20 protein-coding genes and 2 pseudogenes are annotated in these 19,858 nt (G+C 59.7%); 10 read left to right on the top strand and 12 right to left on the bottom strand.

The window, feature by feature from the left end:
- Window positions 1–167: 167 nt before the first annotated feature.
- From BJD12_RS15715 to BJD12_RS15690, 6 genes are all read left to right on the top strand, one after another.
- Entirely contained in the window at window positions 168–788 is a 621-nt protein-coding gene (locus tag BJD12_RS15715) for a YiiX/YebB-like N1pC/P60 family cysteine hydrolase (RefSeq protein ID WP_042828075.1), read from the top strand.
- A 272-nt stretch (window positions 789–1,060) separates the two neighbouring features.
- The gene (locus BJD12_RS15710) at window positions 1,061–1,999 is read left to right on the top strand and encodes an alpha/beta hydrolase (protein ID WP_042828074.1); all 939 of its coding nucleotides are present in this window, start codon (window positions 1,061–1,063) and stop codon (window positions 1,997–1,999) included.
- Window positions 2,000–2,031: 32 nt separating this feature from the next.
- Window positions 2,032–3,351, top strand: coding sequence for a M1 family metallopeptidase (locus BJD12_RS15705; protein ID WP_050812875.1), 1,320 nt, complete (start codon window positions 2,032–2,034; stop codon window positions 3,349–3,351).
- Window positions 3,352–3,451: 100 nt separating this feature from the next.
- Entirely contained in the window at window positions 3,452–3,937 is a 486-nt protein-coding gene (locus BJD12_RS15700) for a MarR family winged helix-turn-helix transcriptional regulator (protein WP_005992963.1), read from the top strand.
- A gap of 24 nt (window positions 3,938–3,961) precedes the next feature.
- A complete protein-coding gene (locus BJD12_RS15695) occupies window positions 3,962–4,891 on the top strand; it encodes a CPBP family intramembrane glutamic endopeptidase (RefSeq protein WP_005992961.1) in 930 nt (309 codons plus the stop codon).
- A gap of 294 nt (window positions 4,892–5,185) precedes the next feature.
- Window positions 5,186–5,647, top strand: a complete 462-nt coding sequence (locus tag BJD12_RS15690; RefSeq protein ID WP_005992959.1) for a DUF4126 family protein — start codon at window positions 5,186–5,188, stop codon at window positions 5,645–5,647.
- Between the two features lie 97 nt (window positions 5,648–5,744).
- Here BJD12_RS15690 and BJD12_RS15685 read toward each other — a convergent pair whose 3' ends face one another.
- From BJD12_RS15685 to BJD12_RS15675, 3 genes are all read right to left on the bottom strand, one after another.
- Window positions 5,745–6,854 carry a hypothetical protein gene (locus BJD12_RS15685; protein ID WP_005992958.1) on the bottom strand — a complete coding sequence of 370 codons (1,110 nt, stop codon included), beginning with the start codon at window positions 6,852–6,854 and terminating at the stop codon, window positions 5,745–5,747.
- Window positions 6,855–6,967: 113 nt separating this feature from the next.
- The gene (locus BJD12_RS15680) at window positions 6,968–7,363 is read right to left on the bottom strand and encodes a VOC family protein (protein WP_039420989.1); all 396 of its coding nucleotides are present in this window, start codon (window positions 7,361–7,363) and stop codon (window positions 6,968–6,970) included.
- A 76-nt stretch (window positions 7,364–7,439) separates the two neighbouring features.
- Entirely contained in the window at window positions 7,440–8,414 is a 975-nt protein-coding gene (locus tag BJD12_RS15675) for a glutathione S-transferase family protein (protein WP_039420970.1), read from the bottom strand.
- A 213-nt stretch (window positions 8,415–8,627) separates the two neighbouring features.
- Here BJD12_RS15675 and BJD12_RS15670 point away from each other — a divergent pair, with 213 nt between their 5' ends.
- Both BJD12_RS15670 and BJD12_RS15665 read left to right on the top strand, forming a co-directional pair.
- A complete protein-coding gene (locus tag BJD12_RS15670) occupies window positions 8,628–9,521 on the top strand; it encodes a hypothetical protein (RefSeq protein WP_126936620.1) in 894 nt (297 codons plus the stop codon).
- 234 nt (window positions 9,522–9,755) lie between these two features.
- The gene (locus BJD12_RS15665) at window positions 9,756–11,345 is read left to right on the top strand and encodes an SDR family NAD(P)-dependent oxidoreductase (RefSeq protein WP_005992952.1); all 1,590 of its coding nucleotides are present in this window, start codon (window positions 9,756–9,758) and stop codon (window positions 11,343–11,345) included.
- A gap of 405 nt (window positions 11,346–11,750) precedes the next feature.
- On the opposite strand, the gene BJD12_RS15660 is transcribed toward BJD12_RS15665, so the two are convergent.
- The 9 genes and pseudogenes from BJD12_RS15660 to BJD12_RS15630 all read right to left on the bottom strand — a co-directional run bounded on the left by BJD12_RS15660 (window position 11,751) and on the right by BJD12_RS15630 (window position 17,349).
- Complete coding sequence (locus BJD12_RS15660; protein WP_042828070.1) at window positions 11,751–12,068, bottom strand: hypothetical protein; 318 nt, start codon at window positions 12,066–12,068, stop codon at window positions 11,751–11,753.
- A gap of 193 nt (window positions 12,069–12,261) precedes the next feature.
- Window positions 12,262–12,414 carry a hypothetical protein gene (locus BJD12_RS25000; RefSeq protein ID WP_005992949.1) on the bottom strand — a complete coding sequence of 51 codons (153 nt, stop codon included), beginning with the start codon at window positions 12,412–12,414 and terminating at the stop codon, window positions 12,262–12,264.
- Window positions 12,395–12,667 carry a hypothetical protein gene (locus BJD12_RS24995; RefSeq protein WP_005992947.1) on the bottom strand — a complete coding sequence of 91 codons (273 nt, stop codon included), beginning with the start codon at window positions 12,665–12,667 and terminating at the stop codon, window positions 12,395–12,397. Before BJD12_RS24995 ends, BJD12_RS25000 begins: the two co-directional genes overlap by 20 nt.
- 131 nt (window positions 12,668–12,798) lie before the next feature.
- Window positions 12,799–13,605 carry a peptidoglycan-binding domain-containing protein gene (locus BJD12_RS25250; protein WP_005992945.1) on the bottom strand — a complete coding sequence of 269 codons (807 nt, stop codon included), beginning with the start codon at window positions 13,603–13,605 and terminating at the stop codon, window positions 12,799–12,801.
- Between the two features lie 42 nt (window positions 13,606–13,647).
- Window positions 13,648–13,869, bottom strand: a pseudogene (locus BJD12_RS25390) (XVIPCD domain-containing protein); the annotation flags it as partial.
- An 868-nt stretch (window positions 13,870–14,737) separates the two neighbouring features.
- A pseudogene (locus BJD12_RS24990) lies at window positions 14,738–14,932 on the bottom strand (SymE family type I addiction module toxin); the annotation flags it as partial.
- A 59-nt stretch (window positions 14,933–14,991) separates the two neighbouring features.
- Entirely contained in the window at window positions 14,992–16,152 is a 1,161-nt protein-coding gene (locus tag BJD12_RS15640) for an XVIPCD domain-containing protein (protein WP_228860957.1), read from the bottom strand.
- Window positions 16,153–16,186: 34 nt separating this feature from the next.
- On the bottom strand, window positions 16,187–16,786 hold the full coding sequence (locus BJD12_RS15635; protein ID WP_074059421.1) for a hypothetical protein: 600 nt from the start codon (window positions 16,784–16,786) through the stop codon (window positions 16,187–16,189).
- A 146-nt stretch (window positions 16,787–16,932) separates the two neighbouring features.
- Window positions 16,933–17,349 (bottom strand): SymE family type I addiction module toxin, encoded by a 417-nt coding sequence (locus BJD12_RS15630; RefSeq protein ID WP_005992935.1) that lies wholly within the window; start codon window positions 17,347–17,349, stop codon window positions 16,933–16,935.
- Window positions 17,350–18,074: 725 nt separating this feature from the next.
- Here BJD12_RS15630 and BJD12_RS15615 point away from each other — a divergent pair.
- Both BJD12_RS15615 and BJD12_RS15605 read left to right on the top strand, forming a co-directional pair.
- Window positions 18,075–18,734: a hypothetical protein gene (locus BJD12_RS15615; RefSeq protein ID WP_228860958.1), complete on the top strand. Its 660-nt coding sequence runs from the start codon at window positions 18,075–18,077 to the stop codon at window positions 18,732–18,734.
- 625 nt (window positions 18,735–19,359) lie between these two features.
- Window positions 19,360–19,746 carry a hypothetical protein gene (locus BJD12_RS15605; RefSeq protein WP_228860959.1) on the top strand — a complete coding sequence of 129 codons (387 nt, stop codon included), beginning with the start codon at window positions 19,360–19,362 and terminating at the stop codon, window positions 19,744–19,746.
- The last annotated feature ends 112 nt before the right edge of the window (window positions 19,747–19,858 follow it).

Genomic DNA, 19,858 nt, shown 5'->3' with positions numbered 1-19,858 from the left:
ATTGCCGCGACGCGATGGCGGCGGCGACGCCCGCTGGCAGCAGCAGCCTACAGGCAAGGCAAGCGCACCGACGCGGGCGCTGCCAGCACGCGCGCGACCTGCTGCTCGGCGTATCCGGCCTGCATCTCGGCGATAATGCCGGCACTGTTGTCCAGACGCTCCACACCATGCGCATCGCTCTGCTGCTGTTACTGCTCATCGCCCTGTTGCCCGCCACCGCACTGGCGCTGGATGTGCACGAGGGCGACCTGCTGTTCGTCACCGCGGCGCGCACCGGCCTGAGCGGTGCCATCGACGACGCCACCGCCACACAGGGCGAACCCAGCTTCGACCATGTCGCGCTAGTGGCCCATGCCGGCGACACCGAGGTGGTGCTGCACGCCGACGAACAAGGCTCGCGTGAGCAAGCACTGGCGACATTCATCGCTGAGGCCAGCGCCAAGCAGCGGCAAATCGTCGTATACCGGCTCACTCCCGCGTATCGACCCGCCATTCCCCATGCCATCGCGCAGGCACGGCGCATGCTGGGCAAGCCGTACAACGACACTTACGTGCAGGACGACAACAGCTATTACTGCTCGGATTTCATCGAGCGCGCCTTCCGCGCACATCAGGTATTTGCGCTGCAGCCGATGAACTTCAAGAACCCGCAGACTGGCAACGTGTCGCCGTACTGGACTGAGTTCTATCGCAGCAAGGGCATGGCCGTGCCGCAGGGCCTACCCGGCACCAATCCGAACGATATGGCCAAGGCAGCGGCGTTGCGCATGGTTGGCCGGCTGAATTGAACTCGTGCAGTCCTGCAGGTCTAACTGATTGCCGGCGCTGCGTGTTTCGAGCGTTGAAAGCTTGCGGCAACGGATATCATGCAGCGCCAGGCACCTTTCGCTTGCCCCATGAACCGACATCATCGATAGCAATATCCATCCAACGCGATAGGGCTGGCGAGCGCAGTTCGCCGTGAATCCCGTGCGGGCGATCCAGCCTGCAGCAACAGCATCGCGCTTCACCACCATGCCAGGAGGCTGTCTTGAACAAGCTGTTAGCGGTAGGAATGGGACTGTTGCTTCTAGCAGGCTGCGACAAGGCACCACCACCAGCCCCGACACCATCTGCCATAGCGACACCAGCGCACGCAGCACATACGCCCGCTCACGCGCCTGGTAGCCAGCGTGGCGATGGACAACCCTACGAACTGGCCGATACGCAGGTCTGGGACGTGCCGGATCCGGCGACAGGTCGCACCTACCAAGTCTTCGTCGCGCTGCCGCGTGGTTACGCGGACCATCCGCAGCGTCGCTACCCGGTGCTGTATGCCACCGACGGCGACTACGCGTTTCCGCTGGTCAAACAGATCGCGCGTCGTTTGAATGGCGAAGGCCCGGCCATCGAGGATTTCATTCTGGTTGGGCTGTCCTATGCCGTCGGCGAAGAGCCCATGCCGAGCCGCAGACGCGACTACACGCCCACGCCGGAAGATGGCCCAACCGCAGCGCCCGTTGCGACCCACGGCAAGAGCGCTGCCTACATTCGCTATTTGCGCAATCAGGTCTTGCCGTTTGTTGCTAACCGCTACCGAACCGACGAGCAGCGGCGCCTGTATCTGGGGCATTCGTACGGCGGCCTGCTTGGTACGCAGATCCTGCTCAGCAGCCCAGAGATGTTTTCCGGCTACATCCTGGGTAGCCCGTCGTATTGGTATGGCGAACACGCCATGGTGGAGCAGGAAAAAACGTTTGTCGCTTCGCATACCGATCTTCCGGCGCGGGTGTACATGTACGTCGGCGAGTACGAGCAAGTGCGCTATCACCAGAACCACGACATGGTCATCGACGCACAGAACATGGCGAAAGTCCTGCACGCGCGCGGCTATCCGTCGTTGCATCTCGCGCTGGACGTTCTCAATGACGAAGACCACCTGAGCATCGGGCCACGCGGGACCACCCACGGTTTGAAGGTCTTGCTTGGCACCACAGCTGACGCCCGGAGCGAGCGGTGATGCGTTGGATGCTTGCGGGATACAAGGCTTTGATGACGCTGCTGACACTCGCACCGTTTTCTCTGATGGCCGCAGCGCCAACGCTACCGGGCGCTGGGTTCGAGGTCGAACGCTATCACGTGCAACTGCGCCCGGATCTTGCCACCACGGCGCTCTCCGGCGCGCAGCGCATCACCCTGCGCAGCACCACCGACCATCTTAGCCAACTGACCTTCTCGCCGAACGCATTGCAGGTCACCTCGGCCGAACTGGATGGTCGGACGATCACCGCGACCAACACCACCAAGGGCATCACCTTTACGTTACCAACCGCGCTTGCGAAGGGAGCCCGCGCCTCGCTCACCTTCAAGATTGCCGGCGTGCCGGCCCAGGGTATCGTTCGCGCAGCCGGTGGCTTTTACACCAGCTACTTCGCATGCGACTGGATGGTCTGCCTGCAAGACAGTCCCGGCGACAAAGCGACGTTCTCACTGGATCTATTTCTTCCAGCCGGCATGGATGCGGTGAGCATCGGCAAAGCGTCACCCAGCCAAGTGCTCTCGAACGATCTGGTGCTGCACCGCTGGCGCGCCGACAGGCCGTATTCGCCATATCTGTTCGGATTTGCAGTTGGACATTTCTCGCAGCAAATATCCGATACCACCACCGGCACATTCGTCTATCTCGATGGTACCGGTCAGGGCGCGAACCTGGCTGCAGCATTCCAGCAGACACCGGCCATTGCGGAATTCTTTGCGCACGCGGCCGGCATCTCGCTGCCAGAACGCCGTTACACCCAGCTTCTTGTGCCCGGGCAGGAGGCACAGGAGACCGCCACCTTCTCGCTCATCGGTGCGCAAGCATTGCAAGACGAGCAGGAAGCCCCTGCTTCGCCATGGATCATCGCCCATGAAATGGCGCATCAGTGGTGGGGCAATCTTGTCACTTGCGCTTCGTGGCGGGACTTCTGGTTGAACGAGGGCATCACCACCTTCATGGTCGCCGCCTGGAAGCAACACGCCTTTGGCGATGCGGCATACCAGCAGGAACTGGACGAAGCACGCCGCCGGCTTGCCATCGCCCGCGACGCCGGCTTCGACAAACCGCTTGCCTGGTCAGGCGATTATCCCTCGTTGCGTCTGCGTCGCGCCGTGCAGTACAGCAAGGGTGCGCTCTTCGTTGCCCACTTGCGGGAAACGCTTGGAGAGCAGACGTTCTGGTCCGGCATGCGCCGCTACACCCGCAGTAACGTTGGCAAAACCGTGGTCAGCCGCGATTTTCAGTTGGCAATGGAGCGCGCCAGCGGGCGCGATCTCTCAGCGCTGTTCGCGCAGTGGGTCTATGGCGACGGGACACCCGCTGACGCCGGTTAGCCAACGCACGCAAGCAATGCCGGCCCCTCCTTCAGTGCCAGCCAATGCCCCCTACTTCCGGCACATAGCGTAACTGCAACAGCGCTTATACATTTGCCACATGAACTCGCCTTCTCCCACCCTTGGCACCCTGGTCCGGCATCTGATCGAACTGCTCGATGGCGACTTGGAAGCGGTCTACGCCGCTGCAGGGCTCGACTGGCGGCCGCGCTACACCCCCGTCCTGCGCGCCCTGCTGCGATCGGGGCCGCTGTCCATCAAGGCCCTTGCGCAGGAAATCGGCATTACCCATTCCGCTGCCAGCCAGACCGTGGCGCAGATGACCAGGCAACGGCTCACCGTGTTGAAGCCAGGTGCCGACGCGCGCGAACGGATCGTCACGCTGACCCCAAAAGCAAAGACGATGGTGCCTGCACTGCAACAGCAATGGGCGGCGACAAACGCAGCTGCCGCACAGCTCGACCAGGAACTCTCCGTTGCGCTCTCCACTGTTCTCAGTGAAGCCATCACCGCCTTGCAATATCGCTCATTCGCTACCCGTATCGCAGCTGTCGTCGAAGCCTCCTCCCTTTCAACCACCCGCTAGCAACCACCTCACAGGACGTCACCCATGCACGCACCAACGCCATCGGTTGCCAATAGCGCACTGTCTGCACACAGCCACCCCTCTCACCGGATCGCGCTAGGCGAGCGCAACGTCCTGCAACCCGGCCGCCTACGCTGGCTGCGGGCGATTGGCTGGGCGGTCCTGTTGCTGGTGGTGGTCGCCACGCTGGCGCCCATGGCCGGCAGAGGTGTGGGCAGCCTGCTGCCCAAGGACTCCCGGCCCCTGCAACTGGTCGCCAGCCTGGTCGGCATCGCGGTGGGATTGGCGATCTACGTACTGGCAGTGCGCCTGGCCGAAGGACGACGCGCCAGCGAGCTTGCACTGCGTCCGATGTTGCCGCAGCTGACCATTGGCTTGGTTGTCGGCGCAGCCATGTTCGCCACGGTCATGGGCATCATGGCGCTGTTCGGGCTGTACGACATCCAAGCGCTGGGTCCGGCGCCGGCCTGGACCGCGGTGCGCAAGGCCTTGCAGGCCGGGGTGATCGAAGAGCTGTTGTTCCGCGCCATCTTTCTGCGACTGGTATGGCGTGCATTCGGCCCGTGGGTTGCGTTTGCCGCCTCTGCCGCGCTGTTCGGCTTCGGCCATATCGCCAACCCGCATGCAACCGTGTTTGCGGCACTTTGTATCGCACTGGAAGCCGGCCTCCTGTTGGGCGCGTTCTACGCCTTGACTGGCCGCCTCTGGATGTCGATCGGCGTGCATATCGCCTGGAACTTCACCCAGGGCTATCTGTTCGGTGCGGCGGTCTCCGGAACCGACATGGGTCCCGCCATCGCCCGCAGCACCGCCCGCTCCGGATTTCCCGAGTGGCTCACCGGCGGCGCCTTCGGCCCGGAAGCCTCGCTGCCCGGCGTGCTGATCTGCCTGGCGGTGGGCCTGACGGTGTTGTGGATGGCGTGGCGCGCGGGCAGCTTTGCAAAGCAACCCTGACAGGTCTTGGGGACGGCAACGCGCTGCCGCGCCTGCATGGCCAGGCAGCGCAATGCCAGAAGCATCGTCATGCCGGCTGCTGCCTCAGACCTTGACGCCCCGCGGCATGTATCGGGCGCCATGGGATGCCACGCGTCAGGCAAGTTCGTTACTTCTGCACTGAGCACACATCGCACTGGCGCCACCTTGCCATCGCGCATACATCCGGCCTCCTAGGCTCTGGGCACCAACAACTCGAAGCGTGCCAGCTGGCCTCATTTTCGAGTCCATCCGCACGCCCCCGCAGAGGTGCACATGGCTTTGATCCACTCCATCCTGATGAGCGCCGTCGCCGGCATGCGCTCGATGACCCCACTGGCCGCCGTGGCCAACGCTGCACGCACCGGCAAGCTACCTGCTGACAATGGCGCCCCGGCATTGCTCGCCAATCCTCTCGCCTCGGCCGGCATGTTGGCGCTGGCCGGCGGTGAGCTGGCCGGCGACAAGATGAAAACCGCGCCAGACCGTATCGTGCTGCCGGGCATGATTGCCCGCATCGCCACAGGCGTCATCGTCGGCACTGCACTGGCACCGCGCGAACAACGCGGCATCGCGGCATTGCTCGGCGCCACCACCGCAGTGGCCGCCGCCTACCTCACCTTCAATGCGCGCATGCGTGCAATTGATCGTTATGGCCAGACCAGTACCGGTGTGGTCGAAGACGCCATTTCGGTGGGCGCGGCGACATTGATCATCCGGGATGCGGCCAAGCATTAGGTTGGGGGGGAACTGCATGCGGGCGTGCTCCGATCCCGTTGGCTTCAACAGGCCATGACGGCCGCAACCAAGGCACTGCAGCACTGCGGCACTGCAGCTAACACTGACTGAGCACCTCTGCTCCTGCGCACCAACCTCGCTGCGCGTTCCACATCCACGGGGCAGGCTGTTCAATGCTGCCTTTGCGCTTGGCCACGCAGGTGAGCGACCGACCATCGTCACCCCAGCGAAGCATTGGGTGGCGTCCATCGACCAGCAACCCACTGGGCTGGCCATCGACAATCAGCTCCAAACTGGGCGAAAAGAGCGGTTCCAATGGATCGTCGAGTGTCATCAAGCTACTCGGCAGATACGCCGCTAGCATCAATGCCGGCGCTCCCGCTGGCGCAGGCGGGAGCTCTACCTGCCGTTGCTGCCTGGCGCGGTCCGCGTAGCTCTCCGGAATTTTGAGGTCTTCGATGTCGACCATCGGCTCATTGACCGAATGCGCGATGAGATCCTCAATCGAGGCCGACAGCATGCGGCCGTCTTTTTCGACCCGGCTTCCCCAGCCTTCGACATGCGTTTGCGTCACCTGATGGATAGCGACAAAGGTTTCGACCTTGTTGCAGCGATAGACCCATTGCGTATGCCGGTCGTAAATCAGCAGCCGCCACGTGCCGGTGGTCGGCATCGGCGAGACGAAATAACGGCCATTCGGTGAGTAACCCATCGATGCGCCTGCGCCAAACACCACGCTGCCGTCCGGGAACAGATAGTCGTACTGCAGCGGCGCGCTGTTGCGCGGCTCATGGCAGCCAACGACGCGTAGACGCAGACCTTCCGGCGTCATGAGCGCCGTCTTGGCGTGTGCAGTGCCAAGCGGTCGTTCAACGCCCTGGATGCGCATGATCGTCGGGCCTGGGTCGTGCCGCGGGATGTTCAGACACGCGACCTTTTCCCACACCCGACCTGCAAGGAGCAGCGCGGCAAACGATGCGCCGCCGGCCACAATGCCGGCAAACATCGTCCCTGCCCGCAAACCTAGCGCAACGCTGACGCCGAAACACGCCCCCAGCCACCAGACCCACGTGGCATCCACTGCGCCGCGCAGTTTGTTCTCAGCCCACTGCGCCAGCATCGCCCCGAACAGATACACCCAGACAAGCGGGAATGGCAGACACAGCGGAATGACAAACGGCACGACCAAAGCGGCGAAATCGATCATAAGCCGCACGAGCAGTCGTACGAACGAAGGATCCGTCTCTGGCGTCGGCGGCATCTCGGGAGCCATTCAAGTAAGCAGTGTGCGCCTGCGACAGACAGCGCAAGCGTCAAGGCTCACGCTGGGCGATAGATCGCACACAATTTGTTTCCGTCCGGGTCGCGCACGTAGGCCAACCACGTCTGCCCCATGCTGCTCTCGCGCAAGCCGGGCGGGTTCTCGATAGAGACGCCGCCGGCAGCCACCGCGATGTCATGGAACCGCTGCACCTGCTCTGGCGAGTCGCACTTGACGCCGACCGTGGCGCCGTTGCCTGGGCTTGCGGATTCGTCGTTGATCGGCTCGCTGACCGAAAAAGTACTGCCCGCATGCCGATAGAACAACCGGATATGACCAGTACCCGCCTGGTGGACAACGGGCGCGGGCGCACCGAAGACGTCGCCCAATACTGCATCGTAAAACGCACGCGCACGTGCGATGTCGTTCGATCCCACCATCACATGGTTGAGCATGCCGTCATCCTGTTGGTCGTGCGGGTGCGCAGCATACGCCACCACTGCGGACAACACGCCATGTCGAACAGGCGCATTAACTCCCACGCCCATGTGGCGCGTCCAGATCCAGCAGCGGCCCCATCGGGACGATGCCGGTCGGGTTGATGATGTCGTGACTCTGGTAGTAATGGCCCTTGATGTGCTGGAAATTCACTGTCTCCGCAATACCGGGCATCTGGTAAAGCTCGCGCAGAAATCCGGACAATTGCCGATAGTCGGCAATCCTTCGCAGGTTGCATTTGAAGTGCCCGACATACACCGCATCGAACCGGATCAGCGTCGTAAACAACCGCCAATCTGCCTCGGTGAGCCTTTCACCGCAGAGGTAACGGTGCTCGCCCAGGTGCGCTTCCAGCCAGTCCAGCGTCTCGAAGAGCGGCACCACTGCTTCTTCGTAGGCTGCCTGCGTGGTGGCAAAGCCCGCCTTGTAGACGCCGTTATTGACGGTGTCGTAAATACGTGTATTGACCGCATCGATCTGCTCACGCAGCGGCCCAGGATAATAATCGCCATCTGCAGCGCCTACCTCATCGAAGGCGCTATTGAACATGCGGATGATGTCGGCTGACTCGTTACTCACCACCGTCTTGCGCTCGCGGTCCCACAACACCGGCACCGTCACCCGTCCCGAGTAGTGCGGGTCGGCCTTGAGATACACCTCGTACAGATACTGTGCATCATGCAACGTATCGCTCACCACGCCCGGCCCACCGGCGAAGGTCCAGCCGTTTTGGCCCATCAGCCAGTGCACGACCGACACATCGACCATCAACTCGAGACCTTTCAAGCGACGAAAGATCAGCGTGCGGTGCGCCCACGGGCAGGCAAGCGATACATACAGGTGATAACGCCCTGGAGCGGCCCGAAAACCACCTTCGCCATGCGGCCCCGCACTGCCATCGCGCGTGACCCAATTGCGAAACTGCGATTGCGAGCGCTCGAAGCGCCCATCGCTCTTGCTGGTGTCATACCAACTGTCTTGCCACTTGCCATCGACCAACAGACCCATGCTGCCTTCTCCATGCAAATCACAAGCTTTCACCGTAGCTCACACGATTTGGAGAACGCGTGAGAGGCAGACATCTACTGTTTCTTTAACACTTGTAGTGAAGTACCCCGAAATTTCCAATAAGCTATGCGGGACCGAAGAAAAACCTACTTCATCAAGATCTCGAGGATCGTCATGCACCCCAGGCACCTATTGCGGTACACGACAATTTTCGTGGCATCTATTCTATGCACACCACTTGCGTTGGCAACATCACCAAGACCGATTGATTGCGAAAAGGCACAGTCGATCAAGCTTGGCTGGACAGCCAAACAAGTCACCAGATCGCTTGGAAAGCCTTACATCATTCAATTTTCGCGTGAGACGATGGGATATGGATGGATAAATGACGATGGCACTGACAAGATCGATGTGAAATTTGACCTCGTGAACCGAAAAATTGACTTACGTAGCGTCACCGAAGTCAAAGGGGTCTGTAGTGGCAAGCAGATTGATATCCACCTTTCCCCGGCATCCATTCCTGCCAACATCGAAATACCCGGGGTTCCTAGACGGATCGAATTCGAAGGAACCAGTTTTTACGTGGGCTATGTTGCCGAATCGCGCGGAGACTCGCTTGTTTATGTTGAATATATCCCACAGGGCCAAAGCTTGATCAAGTGGAGCAACATGATTGCCATTTTCCATCACTTCGACGGCAGCACTCCAGAGGCCAAGCTGGAACTACTACGTCAGACCGGAGAGCGCAGCGGAAATCCCCATTTCAAGCAAATTTACGTCTCTCCCGCCAAGAACGAAACGGCAGCTGCTATCCCACAAATGCGCGACGATTCCGTTGAGTACCAAGTTGCATTCTGGAAAACTGCGCCGGGAGGCACACTCGCAAAAGTTTACTTCAGCCGAAGTTACAAGGATGACGCCGGCAAGGTCGACCGAAACGTGTTTATCGCCAAAGAAGAAGCAAGAATTCCTGAGCATTTAGCTGCGCTGCGCGGATTGCCGCCCATCACACCGCCGGAAACTGGACGCTCGGGAACGCTTACCCTAACCGTCGACGGCACCGACAATGGCGAAGTACTTGTACCGACGACATCTGCTGCCAACTAAGCAATCGATCAAGTGAGCAACGGTAGTCCAGATTGCCGACATCTGTTGAGCTTTCCGCAATTCAGGCGCGCCGGCCTGTAAATTCTGGCGCCGACCCACCAAAACGGCGAAAATGGCTATTGTCGATAGCGTCAGTCGAGTCTCCGCACTGCGCGCCACACCGCAACTTCGCGCTGTTTTTATCGCTGCTTGTTGCCTTTAGCTCCGCTTTTATTGCTAATTTCCGGATCTGCCTTGAACACCAACGCCCCGCCCCTGCCCGCCAACGACGACCTGCCGCTCACCGACCGCCTGCGCGCGGCGCTGGACCTGCTGGAGGCCATCGAGGCCGACCGCAGCGTGCTCGACACCCTGCCCGAGGCCGACCGCGTGCGCCTGCACCAGGTGGTGGCCAAGGTCTATCACCCCGAGCCCAAGGCGCGGCGGCAGCTGCTCAAGCAGCGCGAGCGCGAGCGGCATCAGGAAAAGGTGCGCAAGGCCGAGGCGTTGCTCGAACAACGCGGCATCCGTGCGTTGCGACGCAAGCCGGTGTTCAGCACGCCGAACTTCTTCCCGCCGCATGCCGCTGGTCTGCACGACGCCCATAACGGCGAGAACGCATCCGAGCCGCCGGAGCCGATGCATTCGCCCGAGTTGCGGCACTGCTACGTGTGCAAGCAGAAGTTCACCCAGCTGCATCACTTCTACGACCAGATGTGCCCGGCCTGCGCCGAACTGAACTTCTTCAAGCGCACCGAAACCGCCGACCTGCGCGGCCGCGTGGCCTTGCTCACCGGTGGGCGGGTCAAGATCGGCTATCAGGCCGGCTTGAAGTTATTGCGTGCCGGTGCCGAACTGATCGTGACCACGCGCTTCCCGCGCGATTCGGCCGCGCGCTACGCGGAAGAGCCGGACTTTGCGCAGTGGGGTCACCGCCTGCAGGTCTTCGGCCTGGATCTGCGCCACACCCCCAGCGTGGAGGCTTTCTGCAGCCAGTTGCTGGCCACGCGTGAGCGGCTCGATTTCATCATCAACAATGCCTGCCAGACCGTGCGCCGCCCGCCGCAGTTCTACGCGCACATGATGGCCAATGAAACCGCCGCGCTGGATGCGCTACCGGACACCGTGCGGCAGCTGGTGGGCCATTACGAAGGGCTACGCACGCCCGAGCTATTGCGCGAAGCCTCGGCCACCGCGCTGCCGGCCGTGCACGGGCGCGGCCTCGCCGATGCCGATGGCCTCACCCGCGCCGCCGAGCTGTCGCAGGTCGCGCTGCTGGACGACGAGCTGGTGGGCCAGGAACATCTATTCCCGGAAGGCCGTCTCGACCAGGATCTGCAGCAGGTCGACCTGCGCGGCCGCAACTCCTGGCGCCTGCTGATGGCCGAAGTGCCGTCGGTGGAGCTGCTGGAAACGCAACTGGTCAACGCCATCGCGCCCTTCATCATCAACGCGCGACTCAAGCCGCTGATGCTGCGCACACCCGAGCGCGACAAGCACATCGTCAACGTCTCGGCGATGGAAGGCCAGTTCTACCGCAACTTCAAGACCACCCGCCACCCGCATACCAACATGGCCAAGGCCGCGTTGAACATGATGACGCGCACCTCGGCGGCGGATTATCAAAACGACGGCATTCACATGAACAGCGTCGACACCGGTTGGGTCACCGATGAAGATCCCGCCGATATCGCCGCGCTCAAGGTGCAGCAGGAACGCTTCCACCCGCCGCTGGATATCGTCGACGGCGCCGCCCGCATCGTCGACCCGATCATCCACGGCTTCAACACCGGCGAGCACGTGTGGGGGCAGTTCCTGAAGGATTACGCGCCGACGGATTGGTGAGGGGGGCGAATGCCAGTACGCGCCGCGTCGCGTTGACGCGATGCGATGCGCACCGGAAAGCTGGTTCACCGATATGGTTTGAAATACGCAGGCTTGATCGGAGCCTTCCTGAAATCGGGTAACGTCCGGAAGGGAGACGGTCATGACCGTGCTTCCCGTGCTGCCAGCGGATCTGCGTCCACTACTCTGGCTAGCCCAGATCACCGCACCATGCAGCTGATAGGAGTGGCACCGTCGTTGTGCCCGGCCATCTCGCCAACATGGCATCGGCCACGCCTGCGTGGCAAAAGCGCACTAACGATTCAGGCTTCAAGACCGGCATCATCGACCGAACGGCGGGCTTCGAATGTCTGCAGCGCAGCGACTGCACTGCCGAGCATATCGCGCGCCTGGAGCCGGCGCCGCTCAGCGTCGCAGCCGCGACGCGTCTTTGTTCGCTTGCGCGTTCGCAAGCACATTGGCCGCTGCGACGACCTCAGGCAGCTGCAGCCGGAACGCGTCGATCTGCTCGGCAAGTACCTCACCTTCAAAGGTGCCACGGTCGAAGACCGGCCTGTCTTGCATGAAAAACCCGTCGCGTCCTTGCACGACGAAGTTGAAGCACGCCAGCCACCGCGGATCAGGTGCGCCTGACAACTCGACAGTCACCTTGCTGCTGGAACGCCCCGTGCTACCGGGCACGACGGAGGCAATTCGCGCCGTGATCTGGTTTCCACTATTCATGGCCGCGATGATCGGCCCCAGCCTGTAGGCGCACTGTGATCCGTTGAGCGCCAAACCGCTAAGAGCATTCAACTCAAGTTCAATCGAGACCACGTCGTGTGCGGCTCAGCTCATCGCGATGCCAACATAGCCTCTGGGCAACCTCGCAATCTGGCTTCCACAAACTTGCAAAATCAACCACGGCTCAGTCCAGCTACGCGCCCTTCTGAAACGCGATAGGCCCGTGATAGCCCGGATACTTCTTCTTGATCAGGATGTGATCGGCTGGCGTGACGCAGCTACCCTCCAGCGAATTGACCACGTGCGCCTCATCCACGAAGAAGTCTTCATAAGGCAACGGCAGCACGGATGTCTCCTGCGCCACGATCGAACTTCAGCAGCAAGCTGTCATCGCGCTCGAAGCACAGCGTCTTCCAGGAGAAAGCGGTCAGCCTTCCAGCTTCAACCACGGCTGAGTCCTTGCCTGCCAGCAGCGTCGCAACATGTTCGGAAAACTGTTTCCTTGAGATCGGCGGCTCGGTCATGCCGCATCCTGCAAAGGTGGCAACGACCACTGCGACCGCCGCCGAAACGTAAGAGCGGAAGATAGCCAATGACATACAGCGCGACTCCTCCCTGCTTGAAAGCGACGGCCTACCAGAAGCGGCCAGCCGGCACAGCACCTCGCCTACCTGCCTACCGCATGCGGTTGACGGAGCGTTTAACAGGCCCAGACAAATTGTATTAGGCCTCACACCATCCGGTGTTGGGGCGCAATCGACTGCTCTCGCTGTTGGTCCTGCTGCTGGGATAGCTGTTGGCGCTGCGTTTCGCCCAAGGCCTGCAATTGCGCCAAGGATTGCTCTACGGGCTGCGCTATCGCCTCGCTCGTCTTCATATGCGCCATCTTGTGAGCGGGATCGTTCAACGCGCCTTCGACAACAAAGACATTCTCGCCCTGCCGCACCGATTTGGTGTTCTCGCTCAGCACGACATGATCGATCCTCGTCAGTCCGTGCTCTTTGGCCAAATGCGCGCTACTTGCAGCCAGCCGGGCACTGTTGTCGTCGTACTCTCGGCCAAGGCCCTGCTCAAGGCGGCGAACTGCGTCTTCGGCCTGGTGATGGAGTGGATCTTGCGTGGGTGCAGCACCTTGCATATTTCGATAGGTCGGCGCTGCGTTGTGATCGTCTCTATTGAGCTCGGGTGGAAATACACGAGGAGCGATCTGCTGCAATGTCGCAGGATCGATATCTCCCGTCGGAGAGAGGCCACGGGCTTGCTGGTAGTTGATGACAGCCGGCTGCATTGAGAGACGGTACACACCATCCTCCTGAAGCGGCTGGTTATCTGCGCCTCGGAATCCCTCAGCATTCAATGTGCGCTGCACCTGTCGCACGATGTCAGACGATTCGCCTATGCGGATGGTGCCGTCGTCCACAATTGGCCTTGGCTCGATGCCACCAATCCGTGTCTGGGCATCAACCGATAGACGCCCGCTCGCGAGGTCTTCCATGTAGTTTTCGGATTGCTGGTAGTAACGCGTATCCATCTCCATATGGACATGCTTGCCGGCATTAGGCAGCCCCTTGTTGCTCTGCGTACCGAGCGACTGACCGTATTCCACGCTGTCTCCTACCGAAACCCCGACTGGATCCAGATGCAAGATGCGCGCGACCAATTCGCCGCCTTTGCGATCGTAGATATCTACGGCACCAAACCGGTCGGCATCAACACGGGCTATGTAGCCTGCAACAGGCGAAGGCACATCAACGGCGCGAACGTTGGCGCCACCTGGCGGGATACGGCTATCTTCAAGCATGAAATCTTTGGTCAAGAGCACCTGCTCCGCGCCCAGAGCGCTGGAAGGTCCGCCGTCAGTTCTACGCGTCTCCAGCTCCTGAATTTCCCCGCCAATCACACCGTAAGACCGGGTACGCGGGTTTTCGACATTGACAGGAATGCCGTCTACCACTTGAGCACGCGCATTTGCCCCGGGATGATGAGTGACCAAACCCTCGAAATCTTCGACACGCTGATTGCCGAGCCTGGGACTATGAAACTGCTGCAGCCTGTACGGCGCAGGTTGAAGGACATTTCCTTCTTCATCTGCCATGACTTCTCTCCTTGATCATGTAAAACCTTGTTCAATTATTTACACCGACGATACTGCTTGACTGATTCACCGTCGGAAATCACTAGATGCTCGCCCTTCAAAATGTACAAGTCATCAGTTCTTATATCTGGCGCAATGTCCGACTTGGCGGAGACAACCCATGCATGCGGGCTGGTAGAAACAAGCTTGATTGCTACCGGAGTCTCCTCGTGCTCATACCCACGCAGTCGGGTATTCTCGATACGTATGGGCGAATCAGAATCGGGATTCAAGGGTAGCTTGCACGATTGTGGCCCCAGATCCCACATCCCCTGGAGTTCTGTGGGATATGCAATGGAGTGCCGCGCCTTGGTGGCTGACACCGCACTGCAGCTAGGCAATAGAAGGAAAACTGAAAGGAACGCAGTCAACATCCGCATACTTACCTCTACTCGGTGGTCATGGTCGGCGCGCGAGCCTGATAGAGGGCGCATGAGCACTATACCTAAGCCACTAATCGAGCAGACACCTTATTACGCAGCATGCGTCTTATGCCCCGGACGAATTGCCTTGCATGCAGCGCTGGCGACATCTTGCGCCGCACGCTACGCGCTTTGGCAGGCACCTCCAACGGCGCCAACACATCCATCACCAACTGCCCCTCACTCGCAGTAATCCGCAGCTTGCTGCCGATGGACAAGCCCAGTTGCTCCAGCCATAGGCCGCTGAGGCGGACGTGGGGCACGTGCTGGTCGTCGGCGCTGGCGGCAACGGGGTAACTAACGATGGATTGGCGCGCTTAGCGTGTGGGCGTGTCGCCGTGTGGGCTTCACTCTGCTTTGTTGAACCTCAACGCGCCATTGACGGTCCGGCCTGGGTAACGGCTTGCTGCGACTGCTCCAGCGACTGCTGCTGTTCGCGTGCCTGGGCCTGGGCCTGAGTCTGGTTGATTGCCTGCAGGCGATCGAACGACTGGTTCTCTGGTGCCTGCACGGCGTCCACCGTCGGCATGTGTGCACGCTGGTGTGCCGGGTCGTTGAGGGCGCCCTGGACGACAAAAACCTTCTCGCCGCCGGCCAGCTGACCTGTGGGGTTGTCGAGCACGACATGGTCCACCCGCGACAGTCCTTCCTTTTTTGCCAGTGCAAGCAAGCTGGCGGTCATGCGCTGGCTTGCCCCGTCCCAGCTCTTGCCGTGCTGGGCGTCGAGCTGCATCACACCGCCTTTGATCTGTTGGTACAGCGCGTGGTCCGCATGGCCTGGCTGCGAGGGCAACAACGGGGTCTTCGGTGGTGTCGAGGGTGATTCAGGGCCAAGCCCACCCTGTTGCACACCAGAAGAAGTGATATCACTAACGGCTCCGGGCTCCGGCCGCCCTTGTTTAAGCTTCCAGGGGACAATGTGTTTGTCATAGTAATCCCCATAATATTGCTCGTATGTCTTACTTGGCCCAACCGAAGGTTGTTCCGTCTTGAATATCTGGGCGATCTGATTCAACGCCGCATTGCGCGTGATGCGGCCTGCCATTTGCTGATCGGCAATTGCTTCGTACTGCTGCGGCCTATTTCCGCTACCAGCGATACCAATATCCGGCCCTTGATTATTAAAAATCTCACGCCGAACCAGTGCGTTACTGAGCGTTGCTGCAGCTTCGCCGCGGAGCATGTTACTCACATAAGCTTGTTTGGACGAATAATCAGGAGGCTCAGCGAACCGGTGATGACCAATTTCATGCGAGAGCGATGCGGCGAGTCGCCCGCCCTTGCCGATCGCATTCTGGTCAATCACGACCTGCTTGTCAGGCACTATGTAAGTACCCCCGCCTGCATTACCCCACACAACGCCTATGCCATCACGTTTGAGTTGAGATAAGCCTGCTTGTAGCGTAGGTGACTGTCCAAGAAACGGAGCAAGTGCGGGGTCTGTCAGCGGTGAAGTGGGCGGTACGCTGGCAGATGATGCACCCGCTTGCTTAGGGTGCGGAAGTTTTGATTCTTCATTGCTTTCCATCGCATTTCCTTTGCTTGAGCAAGTAAGCCTTTAGTCACATTTTATTGATTGAGATATAACTTAGGTGGGACTGGTCTTCAGTCAAACCAAAAGTGACTTTTTTACCGTCAACCGTCATCACCCAATATGCTCTCGAATCGGGCGCATCCGGACGTGGTGGATAGGGCATAGTATCTGGCCAGGGGGCGTGCCCAAAGGTTGGACCAGGTGGAGAAAAATCGATCAACAACTTTCCACGCGATGGATCATCTGTTGCATTACTTAACTCAACGCGCTGCAATTTCTCACCTGCCAGTACGCCACTCTCGCTGACACGCAACTCTCTTTCCCCGTCTAACTGGAGCGGTCCGAGTTGAGTGTGAAGTTGAGCACTGATTGCAGCGCTATCTTGGAAGTCAGTTGCGATCAAACGATCGACATCTTGCTTGAGGCGTTCCGTCACGTCTTTTCTCCTGGTTTCAACGGAGGGCTTTGCAGCCGCTACGGCTGACTGATCGCGTGGAGTGCTGGAGGCACATCCTGCATGAAAGGTGCATAGTGCCAGCAGCACAATTGGTAACAGCGTTGCCTGAGGGAAGGCATTACGTCCTTGATTAACTTGCCGGCCGTGGGATTTCCCAAGGTGAAGGGCCATCTCTCTAATCCTGCGCTAAGAGTGTCGCTGAAATTTAACACGTCAATGACCTCGGATCAGGCGGCGACAGCAATGACTTCACCTGGTTCTGCGTTCGCAAGATCGGCTAGCGCCGGACGGATTCAGCTGAATGCGGCCGGCGGCGCTCACCGACGCTCCCTACGTTGATTTCCAGGCACCTCCGCCGGCCGCAACACCTCCATCAACAACTGCCCCGCGCTGGCGGTGATGCGCAGCTTGGTGCCGATGGCAAAGCCCAGTTGTTCCAGCCATGGGCCGCTGAGGCGGACGTGGGGCACGTGCTGGTCTCCCGCGTGGTCGTGGGTGCCGGGGTAATGGGCGTAGCTGACGGTGCATTGGCGCGGGCGGCGGGCGCGGCGGGGTGCGCGCAGCGTGCCAGGGCCTTGCGGGGAGGCGTCCGGGTCGGGCGGCAGCATCGGTGGCAGCTTGGTGCGGTCGGGTTCCACAACGACCCACTGCACCCGCTTGGGCGGCGCGGGGCGCGTGCGCGTGCGGGTGGGCCGAGCGCTGGCAGATGCCGTGGGTGGGCGGCGGCGTGTCATGGCACCTCCGGGTGATGGCGGGTGATGGATGCGGCGACGCACTGCTGCAACCCCACTGTCGTGCTTGCCGAACGGCTGCGCGAGGTGAGCGGCAACAAACGGGGCTGGCGACCCAGTAGATGCGCAGAAGAGTCGCTCGCTTGCTCAACAGCTGCGCGTGCGACGAGCCGGCTCAGCACATCGCCCACATCCCAACGCAGGCGGTGAGCGGAAGCTGGCAACAGATCAACCGGCACAGATGCCGGCATGAATGGTGCGGTAGACATGGCAACGCCCTCCTAGAACAACCCAAGAACCGCCGCCAACGGCAACGGGATGTCGGGAGGTTCGAAACCGCACACAGCCGGCGGGCGTATTCCCCTTGCGGGTGTTGTATTAGCCGCCCTCCCGACGCAAGCATTGCGTCGGCTTGTACCTGCAGGATGCAGGCACAAAAAACCCACCGATTTGACGGAGGTGGGTACCGCTGTGTGAGGAGTTTCGACGCTCCTTAAGTTGGAGATTGCAACGCACGGATTGCGATGTCAACCGCGGCCATCTGTTCTTGAAAGGCAGATCCAAAAGGCACGACCACACAGCCTGTCTGCTCAGATATTGGAGATCACAGACCCGCTACGCACCGAGCGCATTAGAAGAAAAATTTCGTACTGTCCCAGCGCTTCCACCTGGCCGTGTAGACCAGACAGATCTAATCTCGCCGTATCACTCAACTGATGGCAGGTTTCATGGAAAGTAGCGACGTAGCACCAATCTTGCCCTTGACCTTTAAGGCTTTAGAAGAACGCCTCAGCGCACTACCGGAGTTTCCAGCAGATACCGCCAGCCCAAGCCGCCTCATGCGCGGCGCCGCCATCGTTATGGTGTTGGCAATCGCTTCGACGCTGATTGCATCATTCCTCAGCTTCACGAGCGTTCCGCCTCAGTTGCTAGTGAAGGTCGCAACCGCCGGCCTCCGGGTCGCATTAGTGGCATTGGGCGTCCTGATGCTGCTTGGCATCTATGGGATTGTGAGCGATCTACGTAGATGGACATTAGATCAAGCAATGCGCACTGATCATCAGCTAGAGCAATTTCTGCAGGAGGTGACTTGGCTGCAAGGGCATCCGGCAGCAACCCTGCAAGTCATGCTAGATCACGCCCGCTACAGTCATATGCGCCGTGCGGGCCGCATTGCTCTATTGGCTGGAAGCATCGACAAGCTAGGACTTCTACCGGTTGCGGTGTCGCTCTTTCTGGTTCTGCGCGCAGGTGGCAATCCTTTAGCAATGTCCCCATTGACAGCAATGGTGGGTATTTTCCTGCTGTTCTTCTGGATGATCTGCTGGGTGGCACATCTGCTAGGGGTAAGCTTCAGACCTATGAATATTTGCTCGAGATGGCATTGAAGAGCAAAGCGAAAGATGTGGCAGCAACCGACGCACAGACTGCGATGAAACGAGATCAAGTTAAACCGGACTCTGTTACGTCATAGCTCCACTACCTTATGGGAGCATACTTGCAACCGACATCCACATGGATGACCATCCGTGTGATTGCGGTGGAGCTGTCAAATCATGCAAAACGATCCTCAAGCCAACCGTAGTCCTCTAGCACCACTGGTAGCTGCTAGCCTCTTTTTCATATCGGGGTGCTCTGCCATGCAGCAAGACTCACGGCTCGTGTTTAATACTCAACAGTCTTCCACTGAAGCAAGGCAGCAGCTTGAAGCGGATAATCCGATCGGCTCGCCTCTCACAGCCGCGCAAAAGAATCTTGAGAACCTCGGCTTCCAATGCAAGGCACTTAGCTCTTCGGGGGCAGGTTACAAGGCGTCAGTTGCTTGCAAGCTTCCCTCCATCATGAAAGAAGCGCAGCCCTCGGTGGCCGCGCCACCTGTACCGGTTACATGGATGGTCGGATTTCATTCTGCAGACGGAATCCACCTAAGCAAGCTTATAGTGCACCGAGCTCCACAGGACATTGGGGAGTAGGCGCCAAGTTATTTTGGCGAATTTACAGATAGGTATTGATGTGAATTTGAAAATCAGGCTTACTCTTGCTGCGGGATTATTTGCGATATCAACTTTGACTGCATGTACAGGAGGAAAGATACGCTCTGATTACAAGAAGAAAGATGTTCAGCCCGTCAAGATCGAAAAAGCAGAGGGCAATGCAATCCGAATTAGCTACCACATGCCTGCAGAAAGCCTCTTTTATTCTCCCGGTGTGGATTTCGCAAACGACCACGGCGTATTGCGCATTGCCATTCGCAGATGCAGCATCAGTGATAAATGTGACACCATGGCGAAAGTTGAATTTTCCAAGACTGAGCCATCGTCACCTGAGGTCGCCTTACCGTATGCAGGCGAAAAGGTCGTGCTGGTCTATGCAGATACCGAAGAAACGTTGACTTTCTAATTCAATCATAAGAACGATAAAACCGTAATCTGCCATTATTCATGGCAGCAGCAGAGGCCCAGCCACGCTGTCTTTCATGAGACGCTCGAAGTAAGGACCTGCTGCTTCGCCG

Source organism: Xanthomonas vesicatoria ATCC 35937 (genome assembly GCF_001908725.1).
GTDB classification, from domain to species: Bacteria; Pseudomonadota; Gammaproteobacteria; order Xanthomonadales; family Xanthomonadaceae; genus Xanthomonas; species Xanthomonas vesicatoria.
The sequence above is the reverse complement of the archived record's forward strand: the minus strand, read 5'-3'. Positions and strand labels throughout refer to the sequence as shown.

What these genes read in the sequence shown, in the direction of transcription:
- BJD12_RS15715 (WP_042828075.1), top strand. Translation starts at nt 168, where the DNA reads ATGCGCATCGCTCTGCTGCTGTTACTGCTCATCGCCCTGTTGCCCGCC.
- BJD12_RS15705 (WP_050812875.1), top strand. Translation starts at nt 2,032, where the DNA reads ATGACGCTGCTGACACTCGCACCGTTTTCTCTGATGGCCGCAGCGCCA.
- BJD12_RS15700 (WP_005992963.1), top strand. Translation starts at nt 3,452, where the DNA reads ATGAACTCGCCTTCTCCCACCCTTGGCACCCTGGTCCGGCATCTGATC.
- BJD12_RS15695 (WP_005992961.1), top strand. Translation starts at nt 3,962, where the DNA reads ATGCACGCACCAACGCCATCGGTTGCCAATAGCGCACTGTCTGCACAC.
- BJD12_RS15690 (WP_005992959.1), top strand. Translation starts at nt 5,186, where the DNA reads ATGGCTTTGATCCACTCCATCCTGATGAGCGCCGTCGCCGGCATGCGC.
- BJD12_RS15685 (WP_005992958.1), bottom strand. Translation starts at nt 6,854, where the DNA reads ATGATCGATTTCGCCGCTTTGGTCGTGCCGTTTGTCATTCCGCTGTGT.
- BJD12_RS15680 (WP_039420989.1), bottom strand. Translation starts at nt 7,363, where the DNA reads ATGCTCAACCATGTGATGGTGGGATCGAACGACATCGCACGTGCGCGT.
- BJD12_RS15675 (WP_039420970.1), bottom strand. Translation starts at nt 8,414, where the DNA reads ATGGGTCTGTTGGTCGATGGCAAGTGGCAAGACAGTTGGTATGACACC.
- BJD12_RS15660 (WP_042828070.1), bottom strand. Translation starts at nt 12,068, where the DNA reads ATGAATAGTGGAAACCAGATCACGGCGCGAATTGCCTCCGTCGTGCCC.
- BJD12_RS24995 (WP_005992947.1), bottom strand. Translation starts at nt 12,667, where the DNA reads ATGTCATTGGCTATCTTCCGCTCTTACGTTTCGGCGGCGGTCGCAGTG.
- BJD12_RS25250 (WP_005992945.1), bottom strand. Translation starts at nt 13,605, where the DNA reads ATGGAGATGGATACGCGTTACTACCAGCAATCCGAAAACTACATGGAA.
- BJD12_RS15640 (WP_228860957.1), bottom strand. Translation starts at nt 16,152, where the DNA reads ATGGAAAGCAATGAAGAATCAAAACTTCCGCACCCTAAGCAAGCGGGT.
- BJD12_RS15635 (WP_074059421.1), bottom strand. Translation starts at nt 16,786, where the DNA reads ATGGCCCTTCACCTTGGGAAATCCCACGGCCGGCAAGTTAATCAAGGA.
- BJD12_RS15630 (WP_005992935.1), bottom strand. Translation starts at nt 17,349, where the DNA reads ATGACACGCCGCCGCCCACCCACGGCATCTGCCAGCGCTCGGCCCACC.
- BJD12_RS15615 (WP_228860958.1), top strand. Translation starts at nt 18,075, where the DNA reads ATGGAAAGTAGCGACGTAGCACCAATCTTGCCCTTGACCTTTAAGGCT.